This is a genomic window from Streptomyces noursei (assembly GCF_001646665.1).
Taxonomy (GTDB): Bacteria; Actinomycetota; Actinomycetes; order Streptomycetales; family Streptomycetaceae; genus Streptomyces; species Streptomyces lavendulocolor.
Map to the genome: position 1 here is coordinate 104,555 of NZ_LWBU01000091.1, position 15,523 is coordinate 120,077.

Annotated in this window: 14 protein-coding genes and 1 pseudogene; 5 read left to right on the top strand and 10 right to left on the bottom strand. The window is 75.1% G+C overall.

All coding sequences use genetic code 11. The annotated features are described in order from the left end of the window. Together A4V12_RS08795 and A4V12_RS08800 are read right to left on the bottom strand one after the other, a co-directional pair. Entirely contained in the window at positions 1-615 is a 615-nt protein-coding gene (locus tag A4V12_RS08795; RefSeq protein WP_064068685.1) for a (2Fe-2S)-binding protein, read from the bottom strand. A gap of 2 nt (positions 616-617) precedes the next feature. Further along, positions 618-1,508: an FAD binding domain-containing protein gene (locus tag A4V12_RS08800; RefSeq protein WP_064068686.1), complete on the bottom strand. Its 891-nt coding sequence runs from the start codon at positions 1,506-1,508 to the stop codon at positions 618-620. Between the two features lie 356 nt (positions 1,509-1,864). Between A4V12_RS08800 and A4V12_RS08805 the strand changes: the two genes are divergently transcribed. Together A4V12_RS08805 and A4V12_RS08810 are read left to right on the top strand one after the other, a co-directional pair. Beyond that, positions 1,865-3,583 carry a PucR family transcriptional regulator gene (locus A4V12_RS08805; RefSeq protein ID WP_064068687.1) on the top strand — a complete coding sequence of 573 codons (1,719 nt, stop codon included), beginning with the start codon at positions 1,865-1,867 and terminating at the stop codon, positions 3,581-3,583. A 48-nt stretch (positions 3,584-3,631) separates the two neighbouring features. Further along, complete coding sequence (locus A4V12_RS08810; protein ID WP_064068824.1) at positions 3,632-4,474, top strand: pentapeptide repeat-containing protein; 843 nt, start codon at positions 3,632-3,634, stop codon at positions 4,472-4,474. Between the two features lie 58 nt (positions 4,475-4,532). On the opposite strand, the gene A4V12_RS08815 is transcribed toward A4V12_RS08810, so the two are convergent. From A4V12_RS08815 to A4V12_RS36305, 4 genes and pseudogenes are all read right to left on the bottom strand, one after another. Next, positions 4,533-4,979, bottom strand: coding sequence for a lasso peptide biosynthesis B2 protein (locus tag A4V12_RS08815; RefSeq protein ID WP_064068688.1), 447 nt, complete (start codon positions 4,977-4,979; stop codon positions 4,533-4,535). Further along, entirely contained in the window at positions 4,976-5,230 is a 255-nt protein-coding gene (locus A4V12_RS08820; protein ID WP_064068689.1) for a lasso peptide biosynthesis PqqD family chaperone, read from the bottom strand. The genes A4V12_RS08815 and A4V12_RS08820 overlap by 4 nt, the downstream gene beginning before the upstream one ends. Positions 5,231-5,265: 35 nt before the next feature. Further along, a pseudogene (locus A4V12_RS08825) lies at positions 5,266-7,086 on the bottom strand (lasso peptide isopeptide bond-forming cyclase); the annotation flags it as partial. Positions 7,087-7,111: 25 nt separating this feature from the next. Next, complete coding sequence (locus A4V12_RS36305; RefSeq protein ID WP_107415367.1) at positions 7,112-7,222, bottom strand: keywimysin-related RiPP; 111 nt, start codon at positions 7,220-7,222, stop codon at positions 7,112-7,114. Between the two features lie 594 nt (positions 7,223-7,816). Between A4V12_RS36305 and A4V12_RS08830 the strand changes: the two genes are divergently transcribed. After that, positions 7,817-8,593, top strand: a complete 777-nt coding sequence (locus A4V12_RS08830; protein ID WP_064068690.1) for a hypothetical protein — start codon at positions 7,817-7,819, stop codon at positions 8,591-8,593. A 66-nt stretch (positions 8,594-8,659) separates the two neighbouring features. On the opposite strand, the gene A4V12_RS08835 is transcribed toward A4V12_RS08830, so the two are convergent. Beyond that, positions 8,660-9,844: a hypothetical protein gene (locus A4V12_RS08835; protein WP_064068691.1), complete on the bottom strand. Its 1,185-nt coding sequence runs from the start codon at positions 9,842-9,844 to the stop codon at positions 8,660-8,662. 2 nt (positions 9,845-9,846) lie between these two features. Next, a complete protein-coding gene (locus A4V12_RS08840) occupies positions 9,847-10,605 on the bottom strand; it encodes a GntR family transcriptional regulator (protein WP_064068692.1) in 759 nt (252 codons plus the stop codon). A 152-nt stretch (positions 10,606-10,757) separates the two neighbouring features. On the opposite strand from A4V12_RS08840, the gene A4V12_RS08845 reads away from it, so the two are divergent. Continuing rightward, positions 10,758-11,609 (top strand): (2Fe-2S)-binding protein, encoded by an 852-nt coding sequence (locus A4V12_RS08845; RefSeq protein WP_064068693.1) that lies wholly within the window; start codon positions 10,758-10,760, stop codon positions 11,607-11,609. A gap of 208 nt (positions 11,610-11,817) precedes the next feature. Beyond that, positions 11,818-12,918 carry a DUF2637 domain-containing protein gene (locus tag A4V12_RS08850; RefSeq protein ID WP_064068694.1) on the top strand — a complete coding sequence of 367 codons (1,101 nt, stop codon included), beginning with the start codon at positions 11,818-11,820 and terminating at the stop codon, positions 12,916-12,918. 44 nt (positions 12,919-12,962) lie between these two features. Here the strand turns inward: A4V12_RS08850 and A4V12_RS08855 are convergent, their stop codons facing one another. Both A4V12_RS08855 and A4V12_RS08860 read right to left on the bottom strand, forming a co-directional pair. Next, positions 12,963-13,433 carry an ATP-binding protein gene (locus tag A4V12_RS08855; RefSeq protein ID WP_423563957.1) on the bottom strand — a complete coding sequence of 157 codons (471 nt, stop codon included), beginning with the start codon at positions 13,431-13,433 and terminating at the stop codon, positions 12,963-12,965. Positions 13,434-13,767: 334 nt separating this feature from the next. Continuing rightward, entirely contained in the window at positions 13,768-15,210 is a 1,443-nt protein-coding gene (locus tag A4V12_RS08860) for an alpha/beta hydrolase family protein (RefSeq protein WP_423563956.1), read from the bottom strand. Positions 15,211-15,523: the final 313 nt, after the last annotated feature.

Genomic DNA, 15,523 nt, shown 5'->3' on the forward strand with positions numbered 1-15,523 from the left:
TCAGACCGCGCCTTCCTGGATCCCCTGACGTTCCTGGCGGGCGGCCGCGAGGCGGACGGCGTCCAGGATCTTCTCGTAACCGGTGCAGCGGCAGAGGTTGCCGGAGAGCGCCTCGCGGATGTCCTCGTCGGACGGGGAGGGGTTGCGCTCCAGCATCTCGTCGGCCGCGACGAGGAGGCCGGGGGTGCAGAAGCCGCACTGCACGGCGCCCGCGTCGATGAAGGCCTGCTGGATCGGGGAGAGCTCGGTGCCCTCGCCGGTCTGGGAGTCGCTGCCCTTGGCGGACCAGCCCTGGGCGTCCTGGAGGGACGTGCCGGAGGAACCGCAGGCGCCGGTGCCGCAGGCGCCGCCGTGCTCGGCCCGCTGCTTGGCGTAGTCGGCGAGGCCCTCGACGGTGACGACCTCGCGGCCCTCGACCTGGCCGGCGGCCACGAGGCAGGAACAGACCGGTACGCCGTCGAGACGGACCGTGCAGGAGCCGCACTCGCCCTGCTCGCAGGCGTTCTTGGAACCGGGCAGGCCCAGGCGCTCACGCAGGACGTAGAGGAGGGACTCGCCCTCCCAGACGTCGTCGGCCTCCTGCGGGCGTCCGTTGACCGTGAAATTGACGCGCATCGTTATGCAGCTCCTTCAAGGGTGCGGCCGGTGCCGCGGTACTGCTCCCAGGTCCAGCCGAGCGTGCGGCGGGCCATGATGCCGACGGCGTGCCGGCGGTACTTGGCCGTGCCCCGTACGTCGTCGATCGGGTTGCAGGCCCCGGAGGCGAGCTCCGCGAACTGCTTGGCGATCGAGGGAGTGATGATCTTGCCGCTCTCCCAGAACCCGCCCTCTTCGAGCGCGGCGTTCAGGAACTCCTCGGCCTCCTTCGCCCGTACGGGTGTGGGGGCGGCCGAGCCGATGCCGGTCCGAACGGTCCGGGTCTCCGGGTGCAGCGCCAGACCGAACGCGCACACCGCGATCACCATCGCGTTGCGAGTACCCACCTTGGAGTACTGCTGCGGCCCGTCGGCCTTCTTGATGTGGACGGTCTTGATCAGCTCGTCCGGCTGGAGCGCGTTGCGCTTCACGCCCGTGTAGAACGCGTCGATCGGGATGAAGCGGGAGCCGCGCACGGACTCCACCTCCACCTCGGCACCGGCCGCCAGCAGGGCGGGGTGCGCGTCGCCGGCCGGGGACGCCGTGCCCAGGTTGCCGCCGACACCACCGCGGTTGCGGATCTGCGGCGAGGCCACGGTGTGGGAGGCGAGCGCCAGGCCGGGCAGCTCGGCCCGCAGGTGCTCCATGATCTCGGTGTACGGGACGGAGGCGCCCAGCCGGACGTTCTCCTCGCCGACCTCCCACTCGCGGAGCAGCTCGATGCGGTTGAGGTCCAGCAGGTACTCGGGCCGCCGGTGGTCGAAGTTGATCTCGACCATGACATCGGTGCCACCCGCGATGGGCACAGCCGTGGGGTGCTCGGCCTTCGCGGCGAGCGCTTCCTCCCAGCTGGCGGGGCGAAGGAAGTCCATGAGTGGCTCTCTTCTACGTGATCCGGTGATCACTGGTCCCGCGGTGGGTGATCGTGGCGATCGACTCGTTCCGGGTTCCGCGTGATCAGTTGCTTCGCTGGGGCTCGGGGGACGGCCGGCCCTCGTGTTCGTCTTCATGTTCATGTGCTGTTAACGCGTCGTGGAGCAAGTACACCCAGCGGTGCTCCGCCCGGTGCAGTCACCGAAACCATGAAGCGGTTGGCCGGTCACCCGCCGAGTCTTGTAGATTCGAACGAAAGACGAGGAGCAGTAACCTCGCCGTTTCCCCCCGGAAACGGTGGCCACGGCTCACCGGCAACAACGAGACACCCACGAGACAGATCGGCGGCGATCACATGCGGCTGCGCGCACTGCTGGAGACCGATGCGCTGGGGCTGCGGCTGCTCGGCGGCGAGGACGAGCTCGACCGCACGGTCCGCGGCGTGATGACGACGGACCTGCGGGACCCCAGCAGGTACCTCTCCGGGGGCGAGCTGGTGCTCACCGGTCTGGCCTGGCGCCGGGACGCGGCCGACACCGAGCCCTTCGTCCGCATCCTGGCGAGCGCCGGGGTGGCGGGCCTGGCGGCGGGCGAGGCGGAGCTGGGAGCGATCCCCGACGATCTCGTGCAGGCGTGTTTGCGCCACCGCCTCCCGCTGTTCGCGGTGAACGAGTCGGTTGCTTTCGCAACTATCACCGAGCACGTTGTTCGACAGGTGTCGGGTGAACGGGCCGGCGACCTCGCGGCGGTCGTCGATCGCCACAGAAGACTGATGACATCCGGTCCGGCGGGCGGCGGCCCGGAGGTGGTCCTCGACCTCCTCGGCTCCGACCTGGACCTTCGCGCCTGGGTGCTGTCACCGACCGGACGGCAGATCGCCGGGGCGGGCGCCCCGCTGCCCCCCGGGATCGGCGCCGCCCTGGCCGGCGAGCACCTGTCCGCCACGCGCACCGGGCGGCGCGGTCCGCACCGGGCCGTCGTGCGTGGCCTGACGTACTCGCTCTTCCCGATCCGTAACACCGGGCGCGGCGCCGCGCCCGCCACCCGCGACGTCCGGGAGACGGTGCTCTCGGACTGGCTGCTGGCCGTCGAGGCGGACGCCGGCGACTGGCCTGCCGCCCGGCTGGACCTGCTCCAGGGGGTCACGCAGCTCATCGCCGTCGAGCGGGACCGGCGGGACGCCGCCCGCACGGTACGGCGGCGGCTGGCCCAGGAGGTCCTGGAGCTGGTGCAGACGGGCGCCCCGCCCGCCGAGATCGCCGCCCGCCTCCGGGTGGCCGCCCCGGTGCTGCTGCCGGGGCTCGGGACGGCACCGCACTGGCAGGTCGTGGTGGCGCGGGTCGAGTGGGGCGAGGGCGGTACCGGCGCGCCGGGCATCGACGCCGGGCCGGTCGCCCAGTCGCTGCTGGAGGAGATCCTGGTCGACCCCGCGACGGCCGGCCCCGACTCGGCCGACCGCATCGCGGTGGCCCACACCGGGGACGAGGCCATCGCCCTGGTGCCGCTGCCTGCGGTGCCGGGCGCGGACGGGGACGCCCCGGCGGAGGAGGACGACGCGGCTCCCGCCCCGGACGGCGGCGGGCTGCACGCCGACGCCCTGCTGGCCGCCGTGCGCGGGCCCCTGTCGGCGGGGCTTGCGGACGACGGGCGCCTGACCCTGGGCGTGAGCGCCGCCGTGCACTCGGCCGAGGGACTGCGCGGTGCCCTGGAGGAGGCGCGGCACGCCCGGCGCGTGGCGGCGGCGCGGCCGGGGCGGGTGTGCGCGGCGGGCCACCACGAGCTGGCGTCGCACGTGCTGCTCCTGCCGTTCGTGCCGGACGACGTGCGGCGGGCGTTCACGGCGCGGCTGCTGGACCCGCTGCGCGACTACGACCGGCGGCACCGGGCGGAGCTGATCCCGACGCTGGAGGCCTTCCTCGACTGCGACGGCTCCTGGACGCGCTGCGCCGGCCGGCTGCACCTGCACGTCAACACCCTGCGGTACCGGGTGGGCAGGATCGAGCAGCTGACGGGGCGTGACCTGGCGCGGCTGGAGGACAAGCTGGACTTCTTCCTCGCCCTGCGCATGTCCTGACCGTTGACCATCAGCACCCGTACCGACACCCGAGAGAGCGAACACCACGTGACGTCCGGACGGACCGGCACCCAGACCGACCCCCTGCGCGGGGACTGCGCGAACTGCTTCGGCCTGTGCTGCGTCGCCCTGCCCTTCGCCGCCTCCGCGGATTTCGCCGTCGACAAGCCGGCGGGCACCCCGTGCGCGAACCTGGCCGCGGACTTCCGCTGCGGCATCCACGAGCGGCTGCGCGACCGGGGCTTCACCGGCTGCACGGTGTACGACTGTTTCGGCGCCGGGCAGAAGGTCTCGCAGATCACGTTCGGCGGCCGCGACTGGCGGCAGGACCCGGACACCGCACGGCGGATGTTCGCCGCGTTCCCGGTCGTACGGCACCTGCACGAACTCCTCGCGTACCTCACCGAGGTCCTGGCCCTGGAGCCCGCGAGCCGGCTGCACGACGAGGCGGGGCGTGTCCTCGCCGAGACCGAGCGGCTGACGCTCCTGCCGCCCGAGGAACTCGCCGCGCTGGACCTGGACGCGCACCGGCGGACCGTCGGCGACCTGTTGTCGCGGGCGGCCGAACTGGTCCGGGCGGGCGTGCCGGGCGCCAGGGGCAAGCGGAAGAACCGCCGCGGCGCCGACCTCATGGGCGCCCGGCTGGCCGGCGCGGACCTGCGCGGCGCGACGCTGCGCGGCGCGTACCTCATCGCGGCCGACCTCACCGGCGCCGACCTGCGGGACGCCGATCTGCTCGGGGCCGACCTCCGCGACGCGCGGCTCGCGGGCGCCGACCTGACCGGGGCGCTGTTCCTCACCCAGCCGCAGCTCAACGCGGCACGCGGCGACGACCGTACCGTGCTGCCCGCCCGGCTCACCCGCCCCGCGCACTGGACGCCGCGGCAGTAGGCCCCGGCCCGGGCCCGGTGACGCGGGCCGCCGCCGGGTGCCGAGCGGTCCGGAGCGGTCAGTGGTGCGGGGCGCCTCCGGGCGGTGACGCGGGGCCCACGGCGAGCAGACGTGTGAAGTAGTCGTCGGGCATCGGCTCACCGACGGGGCGGCCCTCCGCCTCGATCCAGGCGTGCGCGGCGAAGGGCGGCACCACGCTCACCCCCGTGCACCAGGTGGGCCAGGTGCCGGTCAGCCGGCACAGCAGTGCGGCGCCCAGCGAGCGGGGCAGGCACCCGCGCGGTCCGGCGCACCGCAGGCTCACCGCGCACACGGCGTCGCGGGCTGCCTGCGCCCGGCCTGCGGTGGCGGGGCGCGCCCCGCGCCGCACGACCTCCAGCACGGCCCGGATGCGGCGCGGCGGCAGGAGCGACAGCAGGACGGCGGGCACCAGCACCAGCCGGGCGGCGAGGCGGCGGCCGAAGGGCACGCCGGTGGGGATGTCCAGGGCGCTGGGCGTGGTCATGCGGCCAGCCCGGAGGCGCGCAGCTCGGCCACCAGCGCGGCGACGTCCGCCTCGGCGCCGGCCCGGTCGATGTCGTACGCGTCGGTGAGCGCCTCGACGGCCGCGGTCTCGTCGCCACTCTCCATCAGCACGCGCACGATCAGCGTGGCGGTGGGGTTCAGCTCCCAGTACTGCCCGTTGCGCTGGTCGAGGAGGACGGTGCCGTATCCGGTCTCCGTGGTGGAGACGTCGGTTCCGAAGCGCAGTGCCATGGTGACTTCCCTTCCTTCGAGAGTGCCGAGCGCGCCGCGAGGCCGCGCAGCCAGACCTCGCAGGCGATCGTCGAGTAGAGGACGGCGTCGCGCAGTCCGGGTGCGGACGGCCGCCGGGCGAGGCCGCGCAGCACCTCGGCGTCCACCAGGCCGAGCCGTGCGAGGTGAGGGTCCGCCCACAGTTCGGCCAGCTCCGCCCGGTGCTCCCGCAGTCCGTCGGCCGCGTCCATGGACGCGGCGGCCTTGTTGGTGCGGCGCAGGCAGACGTCCGGCACGACGCCGCGCATGGCGGCGGCGAGCAGGGGTTTGTACGCCCAGGGGGTGACGCGCTCCTCGGGGCGGACCGCGAGGCAGGCCTCGATCACCCGGTCGTCGAGGAACGGCGAGGCCATCGGCACCCCGGCGCCGACCGCCATCCGATCCCACTGCCGGATGATCCGGGTGCAGGAGCGGATCTGCTCCAGGTCGGTGTGCATGCCCCGGTCCGGGTGCAGCGGTCGCGCGCCCGCCGCCGCCTCCCGGAGGGCCCGCCGCGCCGTCCGGGCCGCGTCGGGGGTCACCCAGTCGAAGAGGCGTGGGGGCACGCCCCAGCCGAGGCCGCTGTCGACCGAGCCGGGCAGCGGGTCGTGCAGGTGCCGTTCCGCGTCGGCGAGCCAGGCCCGGTAGGAGCGGGAGTCGGCCAGGGCGCGGAGGGTCCCGCCGAGCGGCCACTGCCACAGGGCGCGGAACCCGCGCAGCTGCCGAAGGGCGAACAGCGGTCGCCGGCGCGCCAGTCGGTGGTAGTACGCCTCGGAGCACCAGGCGACGTGGTCGCCGCCGATGCCGGTCAGGTGGAGGCGGCTGCCGCGCCCGGCCATGGCCGGCAGGTGGTGCAGGACCCGCGAGCGGTCCATGACGCCGATCGTGGGTTCGTCCAGCAGGTCGTCGATGTCGAGCAGGTCGGTGTAGACCAGCGGTGAAGCGTGGGGATCCCAGACGACGTGCTCGGTGTCCGGCAGGAACCGGGCGGCCTGCCGGGCCCACTGGAGGTCGGTGTCGGCCGGGTCGCGCCCGGGCCAGGTGCTGGCCACCACACGGGCGGGCGAGCGGTCGGCGAGGAAGCAGATGGTGGTGGAGTCCAGCCCGCCGGACAGGTCGCAACTGACCACGCCACCCTGGCGGGTGCGGGCGTCGACCGCCTCGGTCAGGGCTTCGCGGACCAGCGGCGCCCCGGCGGCGAGCGTCCGGACCGGTTCCGGGGGCGTCCACCACCGCGAGTGGCGGACGGTACGCCCGTCCGGGCCGACGACGAGCGCCTCGCCGGGCGGTACGGCGGTGACACCGCGCCACATCGGCGCCTCCCCGAGCGGGTGGGGCACGGGCCACAACAGCCGTACGGCCAGCTGCTCCTCGTCCGGGGCGAGGCCCAGCGCCGCGGCGAGCACGTCGGCGCGGGTGGCGGCCACCGTCACGCCCTCGATCCGGGCGTGGAACACCAGCCGCAGGCCGGACGCGGTGCCCTGCGCCCTGAGCCGGCCGTCGAGCGCGGCCAGGAGGTGGCAACTGCCGGGGAGGCTACGGGCCAGGGCGTCGAGCCGGGCGATGTCCCGCAACCGCGCGGCGTGGCGGCGCAGCGCGTCCGGGTCGAGGGTGTGGCAGCCGATGAGGGCGAGCGCGGTGGAGCCCGCGCGGGCGGTCACCATCTCGTCGTCCCGCCAGTGGCCGACCAGCCAGGGGCGGCCCGAGGGGTGCGGCAGCGTGCGCGTACCGGGGCGGGCGAAGAACCGGGCCACGGCGGCCGCGGCGTCGAGGTCGGGAAGGACCGCGACGTGCGCGTCACCGGGGCCCGGGCCCGCACTTTCGTGCGCTTCAGTCATGAGACCGAGGGATCGCCGTCGGCCGTCAGTTCTTGCTGAGGACGAGACGGTCGTTGCCCGCCAGGCCCAGCAGGCCGGTCTGCTTGCGGAACGATCCGAGCCGGACGAGCGTCGGCGCCTCGTAGGCCTTCTTCATGACGTCTCCTTCTGCTTGGTTCGCCACCCGCCCTGCGATGGCGGGTGACCGTCCTTCGGAAGGTAGACGCGGTGGAGGGGGACACCGCAACAGCTCATCGGTTGCTCATACCGTATGACTTTCCGCCATGATCACCGATGTGCGGAACCACTGACTCCGCGGCGTCGGACGCCCGCCGCGCCGGCCCGGCCGGCCCGGGTCGGCCAGCGAAACGTTTCCATCTGCACCCTTGTCCGTGCATGGGGCAACCGGCCTACGGAGCCGTCCGGTTGGCCGGCCTGTCGCCGCCCGGCGCGGAAGCCGTCGGCCGCGCGCCCGTACCGTGCCTCGCCGTCCTCCGTGGAGCGCCGGTACGAACGGACCGGATTCCGGCCACCGTTGGCGTCCGCCCGCGGCCGCCGGGCCGCCCCGTCCCCCTTCACTCGTTCGTGTGGAACGGCGGTGCCCGCCCGGGACGGCCCCGAGCCCGTGACGCCTGGCCCCACCGCCTCCGGTGATTGTGAATCAATTCACTCGGCCCTCTTGGCCGGGCGTCCGTTCCGTGCTGAGATGCATCGGACTCAACAGCTCAATGGCGCGCTCGGGGAGGGCAATGTGGCGCATACCGCCATGTCTGGTTCCGGAACGACCGCAAGCGACGATCCCCTCCAGACCGCGGTATGGCGGCTGCGTTCACGCGGCTGCTGGAGCGACGCGGCCGCCCTCCTCGCGCCCGGCGCGGCCGACCCGGCCGTCGCCCTGCAACGCGCCTCCCTGCTGATCGAGCGGTGCCTCTACACCGAGCAGGGCTGGGCCGAGGCGGAGGACGCGCTGCGCGCGGCCGAGGCGCTCGCCCAGGAGGACGACCAGCGCGGCGCCGCCGCCTGCGAACGCGGCCATCTGGCCTACGCGTCCACCCTGCTGGGCGTGCGCGACCGGGCCGACGAGGCGCGGGCGGCGCTGGGCCGCGCGGCGGCGCTCATCGCCCCCTCCGCGCCCGGCCGCCCGCTGCTGGACTACCGCCGGGGGCTGGTCGCCCAGAACCTCGGCGACTCCCCGCAGGCCGCCCGCGCCGCGTACCGCAGGGCCCACGCTGGCGCCACCGCCCAGGGCGACGCCCTGCTGCTCTCCGCCACCTGGCGGCACCTCGCGGGACTGGCCCTGCACGACGGCGACGTCGCGGAGGCCCGGCACGGCTTCGCAGAGTCGCTGCGCCTGCGCGAGGAGCTGGGCTACCTGGTCGGTACGGCGCCGGCCCTGGTGGCCCTGGCCGACGCCGAGCCCGAACCGGAGGCCACACGGCTGCGGGCGGAGGCCCGGCGGCTGTTCCAGCTCCTCGGCGGCGTACCGACGTGGCTGGCGGACCGGCTGGCGCCGCCGGCCGCCGCCTGACGCGGTCGTCGCGCGACGCAGAGGACACCGGCGGCAGCGGACACCGGGGTGCGCGGCGAGGACCCGTCAGCGGCGGGGGCGGGACGCGCGGCACGCCAGGTGGAGCACCGCGTCGTCCAGCCCGACGACCAGGGTCCCGTCGGCCGTGGCGGCCACCGCGCGGATCCGCGGGCCGGGCCGGAAGAGCGCGGTGCCGCCGGTGTCGGGGCGGCGCAGTTCGGCCAGGCCGTCCGCCCACGCGACCGCCAGGTACGGGCCCGCGGCGTGCAGGGCGACGACCGGGCACGGGCGCCGTGCCAGGGCGGACCGGCCGGGCGGCCGGCCGGGACGCCAGGCGCGTACGGTGCCGTCCGTCCCGCCGCTGTACACCGTGAGCGCGGCGGGGGCGGGTGACGGTGCCGCCCCGGACGCCGTCGCCGTCGCGGTCGCCGCGGCCGGTGCCGTGGCCGTCGCCGTCGCCGTCAGGGCGGTGACGCGGCCGGAGTGCAGAGCCGCCTGCTCCAGGCCCGTCAGGCTGAACGCGTGCACGGTGCCCATCCGGTCGCCGGTCAGCACCGAGTCGCCCGCGGCGGCGAGGGCGGTGGCCGGGTGACTCGCCAGGGTGGCCGCCACCGCGTCCGCCAGCCGGCCGGCCCGGCCGCCGGGGAGCCGCAGGCGGCCCCGTTCGTCGAGGGCCGCCTGGGTGCCGTCCGGGAGACACGCCACCGCGAGGACGCGGTCCTCCCGTACCACCGGCCGCCCGTCGGGCGCGGCCGTCAGGGCGGTGCACGGCCTGCGGGACGACCGGGCGAGCGTCCACGGCGATCCGGCCGCCCCCCGGGTGAGCGCCGCCGCGGTCCGCGGGTCGGCGCCCTCGTCCAGGGCGGCGAGCAGGACCAGGGCCCGGTCGGCCGGGTCCTGGTCGCGCAGGAGCGACTGGCCCGCGCGCAGCCAGGCGGGGCGCAGACCGCCGCGGGGGTCGGGGTCGGCCTCGTACGCCCGGGTGACGCGCACGGGGTCGGCCGCGCAGACGGCGGCCGGGTCGCCGAGGTCGACGGAGCCGGCGGGCGGGGGCCCGGGGAGCTCCGGAGGCTCGTCGAGGACCAGGTCCAGGTGGCCGAGCGGCCGAAGGGCCCGCACCAGGGCGTGGTCCGGCGGCAGCGGCAGCCGTACCGTGCGGCGCGGCCCGGCGAGCAGCACGGAGAACAGTTCGGCGGGGGTCCCGGCGACCACGCCGAGCCGGTTCGCCACCTCCCACACGGCGACGCGCATGCTCACTTGGCGCTGGTGAAGTGCTCGCGCACCAGGGACTGGACGACCGGGAGGTCCTGGGCGATCAGTGCCTCCAGCAGGGCGGAGTGCTCGGCCGCGTCCGCGACGAGGTCGGCCCGCCGGACGGCGGGGCCGGCCACGAGGGGCCACTGGGAGCGGCGGTGCAGGTCCTCCGCGACGGCGACGAGCTGCCGGTTGCCGGACAGCGCGAGGACGGCGCGGTGGAAGGCGCGGTCGGACTCGGCGTAGTGGGCGAGGTCGCCGCGGGCCGCCGCGGCGGAGGTGGCCTCGGCCAGCGGACGCAGCTCGTGCCAGCGGTCGGCCGGGACGGTGCGGGCCAGGCGAAGCATGACGGGCACCTCGATCAGGGCGCGCACCTCGGCGAGTTCGGCCAGTTCGTCCGGGGTGCGTTCGGTGACGCGGAACCCCCGGTTGGGGACGACCTCGACGGCGCCCTCGGTGGCGAGCTGCTGCATGGCCTCGCGGACGGGGGTGGCGGACACGCCGAGGCGGGCGCCCAGGGCGGGCGCGGAGTAGACCTCACCGGGTACCAGCTCGCCGCCGACGAGGGCGGTGCGCAGCGCGTAGAGGACCTGTCCGCGCACGGAGTGGCGCTGCACGGTGCGGGGGGCGGGGGGCTCGCTGTGGGTGTGTTCGCCGCGGGTCTGCCCGGGTACCCGGTCGAGGCCGTGCGGCTCGTGGCCGGGCGCGCCGGGTGCCGGGTCCGGCGGCGCGGCGTCGCGCGTTCTGCCCTGCTCCACTCGGGTCCTCCTGGCGATGCGTACCGGGGGCCCGGCTCGCGGTGGACGGGGCCCCTGTGCACGATAGGCGCACAGGGTCGCCGTTCACACATCGATCAGATCGGGTAAGGTAAGGCTTACCTGCTAACGATCGCGATTCGGTGGTCCCCTGCATGCCCGCTCCCGCCCTCCTCCCCGCCCTGACCTCGCCCGTCGCGGACGCGTACGAACGCCTGGCGGAGGTCTTCCCCGGGCTGCGCGTGCAGGAGCTGGCGGACGGCGAAGAGGCTCCGCGGGGCTCCGGCTGGGTCGGTGCGGACGAGCTGGCGGCGGGGGGTGCGGCCCTGGACGCCTTCCTCTCCTGGGACGACGCGCAGGTGCTGCGGGACTACGGGCAGCAGGCGCGTCCCGACGTCGTGGCCAGCTTCGGTCTGCACCGGTACGCCTGGCCGGCCTGCCTCCTGATCACCGTGCCGTGGTTCCTGCACCGCCGGGTGCCGCGTCTGCCGGTCGGGGACGTGGCCTTCCAGCGGGCGCTGGGCCGGATGACGGTACGGGTGCGGGAGTTCGCCTGCCTTCCCGGCGACCCCGCCGCCGCCCTGCCCGGGGCGCTGGTCGTGGCGGACGAGGAGGCGCTGCGCGGCGAGGTGCGGGCGGCCGTCGCCGAGCACCTGGGGCCCGTGCTGGAGGGCTTCGGGCCGCGGATGCGGCGCGGCAAGCGGGCCCTGTGGGGAATGGCGACCGACGAGATCGTCGAGGGCCTGTGGTACGTCGGACACCTGCTGGGCGAGGAGCCCCGGGCCATGGCGGAGCTGGGGCTGCTGCTGCCGGGGACGGGCACGGCGAAGCCGTACGTCGGCACGGCCGGCTTCCGCGAGCTGACGGGCCCGGACGGCGCACCGCTGCCGACCCGCGACCGGGCGAGCTGCTGCCTCTTCTACACGCTGCGCCCGGAGGACACCTGTGTCACCTGTCCGCGTACCTGCGACGCCGACCGGGTCGCCAGGTTGAGCGCATCCGCGTGACCTCCGGCCGCAGTCCACGCCACCCTCACGGGTGACGTGAATCGAACACAACTCCCTTGCTGCACAAGGCCGTTCGAGAAGATCGCGGCTATTCGCCCGCCCTGCGGCCCCGATGGCGTTCTCTTGCCCGGAAACCGCGTGGGGTCCCTCGCCGTTCGGCCACTATGGCGCCCGAACGCCCTACCGCGAGCGATGCAAGGGACACCGCATGAGACTGACCGACATATCGCTGGACTGGCTGCTTCCGGGCGGCGTGATGCTGGTGGGAGTCCTGGTGGCGGTGGCGGTGGTGACGCGCGGCAGGCGCGTCGGCGACAAGGCCGCGGCCGACGACTCCTGGGAGCGCAGCGAGGAGCGCCGCCGCCGCAAGGAAGCGGTCTACGGCACCGCCTCCTACCTGCTGCTCTTCTGCTGCGCGGCCGTGGCCGCCGCGCTCTCCTTCCACGGCCTGGTCGGCTTCGGCCGGCAGAACCTGAACCTCTCGGGCGGCTGGGAGTACCTCGTCCCCTTCGGGCTCGACGGCGCCGCCATGTTCTGCTCGGTCCTCGCGGTGCGCGAGGCGAGCCACGGTGACGCGGCGCTCGGCTCCCGCCTGCTGGTGTGGACGTTCGCGGGCGCGGCCGCCTGGTTCAACTGGGTGCACGCGCCGCGCGGCCTCGGGCACGCGGGCGCCCCGCACTTCTTCGCGGGCATGTCGCTGTCGGCGGCGGTGCTCTTCGACCGGGCGCTGAAGCAGACCCGCCGGTCCGCGCTGCGGGAGCAGGGCCTGGTGCCCCGCCCGCTGCCGCAGATCCGGATCGTCCGGTGGCTGCGGGCCCCGCGCGAGACGTTCGGCGCCTGGTCGCTGATGCTGCTGGAGGGCGTACGCACCCTGGACGAGGCGGTCGACGAGGTTCGCGAGGACCGGCGCCGCAAGGAGCAGGACAAGCAGCGGCAGCGCGAGCACCAGAAGATGGAGCGGGCGCGGCTGAAGGCGTTCAACCGCCAGCACCGGGCCTGGGGCCCGGGGCGGGCCGGCCGCCAGGTCGACGTCCCGGCGATGACCGCCACCCAGGTGGACGTCCAGGCCGTGAACTCAGGCGGCTCCATGGGCGGTTCCGCCCCCGCCGCCGTCGGAGCGTCCGTCGCGGAGCCCGCCATATCCGAGCGGGGACACCAGCCGCCGCGCTCCCGGCCCTCCCTCCAGGCCGTGCGGGGCAGTGACCCGCCCCGGACGGTCGACCTCACCGCCGAGGACGACACCCAGACACTGCCCCGGCTCGACTCGCTGGAGCGCAAACTCAAGGACCTGGAGCAGCAGTTCGGCTGACCGGTCCTGAACGGGGGCGGGTCCGCCGGTCGGGCGGGCCCTCCCTACGCCCCGGCGGGCGCGGTCGTGCCGCCGGACAGTTCGAACCAGACGACCTTGCCCACCCCGTGCGTGAGCACTCCCCACGCGTCGGCGAGCGCCTGCACCAGGACGAGGCCCCGGCCGTGCGTCCCGTCGTCGACCGCGGGGGCGTACGGGGTCGGCAGGTCGGTGGCGAAGTCCCGTACCTCCACGCGGAGCGTCCTCGGGGTCATGGTCGCCGTGATCACCGCGCCGTGCTCGGTGTGTATCAGCGCGTTGGTGACCAGCTCGCTGGTCAGCAGCTCGGCGACGTCCGGCACGCCCGGCCCGCCCCAGTGCCGCAGCAGCTCGCGCAGGGCGCGCCGCACCTCCGGTACCGCCGACAGGTCCGCGCTCGCCACGTGGCGGCGCCACTGCACCGACCGGCCGTGCCGCTCCGCCCCGGGTACCAGCCCGTCGGTGACGGATCCAGCCCCTCCATGACGTCCCATCATCTCCCCCACCCGCACGTCGTCGGCCCTTCCCCTCGAACAGGTTCACGGGATGCATGCCCCCGCCTACACGCCGTCACGCCTGGGATCGGACGGTCCGGGGGGCGCCCGGGGGGCGCATCGGGGTAAGTCCCCGTCAGGCCGCGCGGAGCGGAGATCGACCGGTGCGCGGCCGCGGGAGGAACCGCGGCGTCCGGCGGGCGTCACGCGCGGTACGGCCGCGCACGACGGGCCGTGCGCCAGTCCGTGCGCCCCGCGCGGCACCCGGCCGCCCCCGGAACCGTGAGGGAGTTCCCCGGCATGGACGACTCGCGTCCGCCCGCGGCTCGGCCGTGCGTCACGGGTGGTGGACGCCGAGGTCGCCGTAGGCCGACAGAACGTCGGCCAGGGGGCCCGGTTCGCCCCGGAGCGTGGAGTCCAGGAAGGCGCGAGTGGTTGCGGCGACGACGCGCGGGCTCTCCGTACGGCCCAGGGATCCGACCATGGAGGGCACAGGCGGCAGGTAGAGGGGGGCGTCCATGAAAGTGAGATGCGCGGCGCCGGGAACGGTCAGCCGGTAGCTCGTCGCGGTGCTCAGTTCGAGAACCTTGGTGAGGCGCGGCAGGTAGCGCGGGTCGGTCTCCGGGGTGACGGCCTGGGTGAGCCCGAGCACCGGCTGGGGGTAGGAGGTCGGTCCGGGGTCGCGGGGATAGCCGTCCAGATCGATGACGGCGGCGAACCGGCGGTCCTGTCGGGCTGCTTGCAGGGCGGCGGCGCCGCCAAGGGAGTGACCGGTCACCGCGACCCGGCCGGTGTCCAGACGCCCGGTCAGCGGGCCGGGGATCTCGCCCCGGTCCAGGCGGCCCAGTTGGGTCAGGCCGAAACTCAGGTCCGCGGCCCGGATCCTCGTCGTTTCCACGGCCCGCCGGTCGTCTTCGTCGTCGTTGCCGGTGGGAGTGATCCTCGTGTTGATCGTCCGGCCGTCGGCGAGGACGACCGCGGCGGAGTCGTACGGGTGGTCGAAAGCGACGACCGCATAGCCGTGGCTGGCCAGTTCCTCCGCCCAGGCGGTGTTCTGGGTGCGCACTCCTCCGAGCCCGGGCGAGAACAGGACGACCGGGAACCGTCCGCCCCCGTCGGCCACCGGGGCGTCGAAGACCGCGTGGCTGTGGGCGCGCGGGACGCCGTCGACGAGGAAGCCGGGCAGACCGGTGTAGCGCGCGAGGGCGTCGGAGACGATGCGCGCCTCGCTCTGTGTGCGTCCGAGGTACTGGGCACGCTGCGCGCCTGCGGGGCTCCTCTTCGCGGGATACCAGAGCTGGACCACGACCGTGCGCCGGTCCCGAGGGTCCGAGGTGGCGGTCTCGTGACGGAGTGGGTCCGTCCACTGCACCACGCGGGTGCCGACCGCGAAGTCGCCCGACGGCGCGGGGAACACGGGTACGGGAAAGGCCCAGGCGGCCACCGGGCTCATGGCGATCAGGCCGAGGCAGGCCACCGACCCCGGCAACGCCAGCCACCACCGCGCCCGCCGCGCCGGGCGTCCGCCGCGGTGGCGCAGCAGTGGGGACAGGGCGAACGGCAGCGCGAAGGCAGCGCCTGCCAGCACCGGCAGCATCTGCCACCTGAGCCCCACCACGCTCAGCACGATCGCGGACAGGGTGAAGAGCGTCACCGCCGCGATCGTGACACGTGGACGGGCGGCGGGGGCCGTCCAGCGCGCCCCCACGATCACTGTGGCACCCAGCAGGACAAGGCATTCCGGGGGAGACATGTGCAGCCCCGTGATGATCTCGGTCACCTCGCCATCCTCGGGGCAGGCCACCCGTGGCACATCGGCCCCCGGTCGCCATCGTGTGCGACCGGAGTCGCATTCGCGCACGCCGGGCAGCGGCCCGCGTGCGACCGCGGCAGGAGCCGAGCTCCTCCTGCGGTCGCACCTCGCTGCGGTCGCGGACACCGGACCTCCGCCCCGCGGGCTCGCGGCCCCACCGTGACAGGACACCCGTGGCACAGTCCGCGGCGGCGGCCTGCGGGTGCTCCGGGGCTGGTCGCGGTCGGCGACGCCCCGGCGCCGCGAGACGGACCGGTCGCCGGCCTGTTCGGTCGGGCCG

Excerpts from the sequence above, each read along its gene's own strand:
- A4V12_RS08800 (WP_064068686.1), bottom strand. The coding sequence starts at position 1,508 with ATGGACTTCCTTCGCCCCGCCAGCTGGGAGGAAGCGCTCGCCGCGAAG.
- A4V12_RS08815 (WP_064068688.1), bottom strand. The coding sequence starts at position 4,979 with ATGACCACGCCCAGCGCCCTGGACATCCCCACCGGCGTGCCCTTCGGC.
- A4V12_RS08850 (WP_064068694.1), top strand. The coding sequence starts at position 11,818 with ATGAGACTGACCGACATATCGCTGGACTGGCTGCTTCCGGGCGGCGTG.
- A4V12_RS08855 (WP_423563957.1), bottom strand. The coding sequence starts at position 13,433 with ATGATGGGACGTCATGGAGGGGCTGGATCCGTCACCGACGGGCTGGTA.
- A4V12_RS08795 (WP_064068685.1), bottom strand. The coding sequence starts at position 615 with ATGCGCGTCAATTTCACGGTCAACGGACGCCCGCAGGAGGCCGACGAC.
- A4V12_RS08845 (WP_064068693.1), top strand. The coding sequence starts at position 10,758 with ATGCCCGCTCCCGCCCTCCTCCCCGCCCTGACCTCGCCCGTCGCGGAC.
- A4V12_RS08820 (WP_064068689.1), bottom strand. The coding sequence starts at position 5,230 with ATGGCACTGCGCTTCGGAACCGACGTCTCCACCACGGAGACCGGATAC.
- A4V12_RS08835 (WP_064068691.1), bottom strand. The coding sequence starts at position 9,844 with ATGCGCGTCGCCGTGTGGGAGGTGGCGAACCGGCTCGGCGTGGTCGCC.
- A4V12_RS08805 (WP_064068687.1), top strand. The coding sequence starts at position 1,865 with ATGCGGCTGCGCGCACTGCTGGAGACCGATGCGCTGGGGCTGCGGCTG.
- A4V12_RS36305 (WP_107415367.1), bottom strand. The coding sequence starts at position 7,222 with ATGAAGAAGGCCTACGAGGCGCCGACGCTCGTCCGGCTCGGATCGTTC.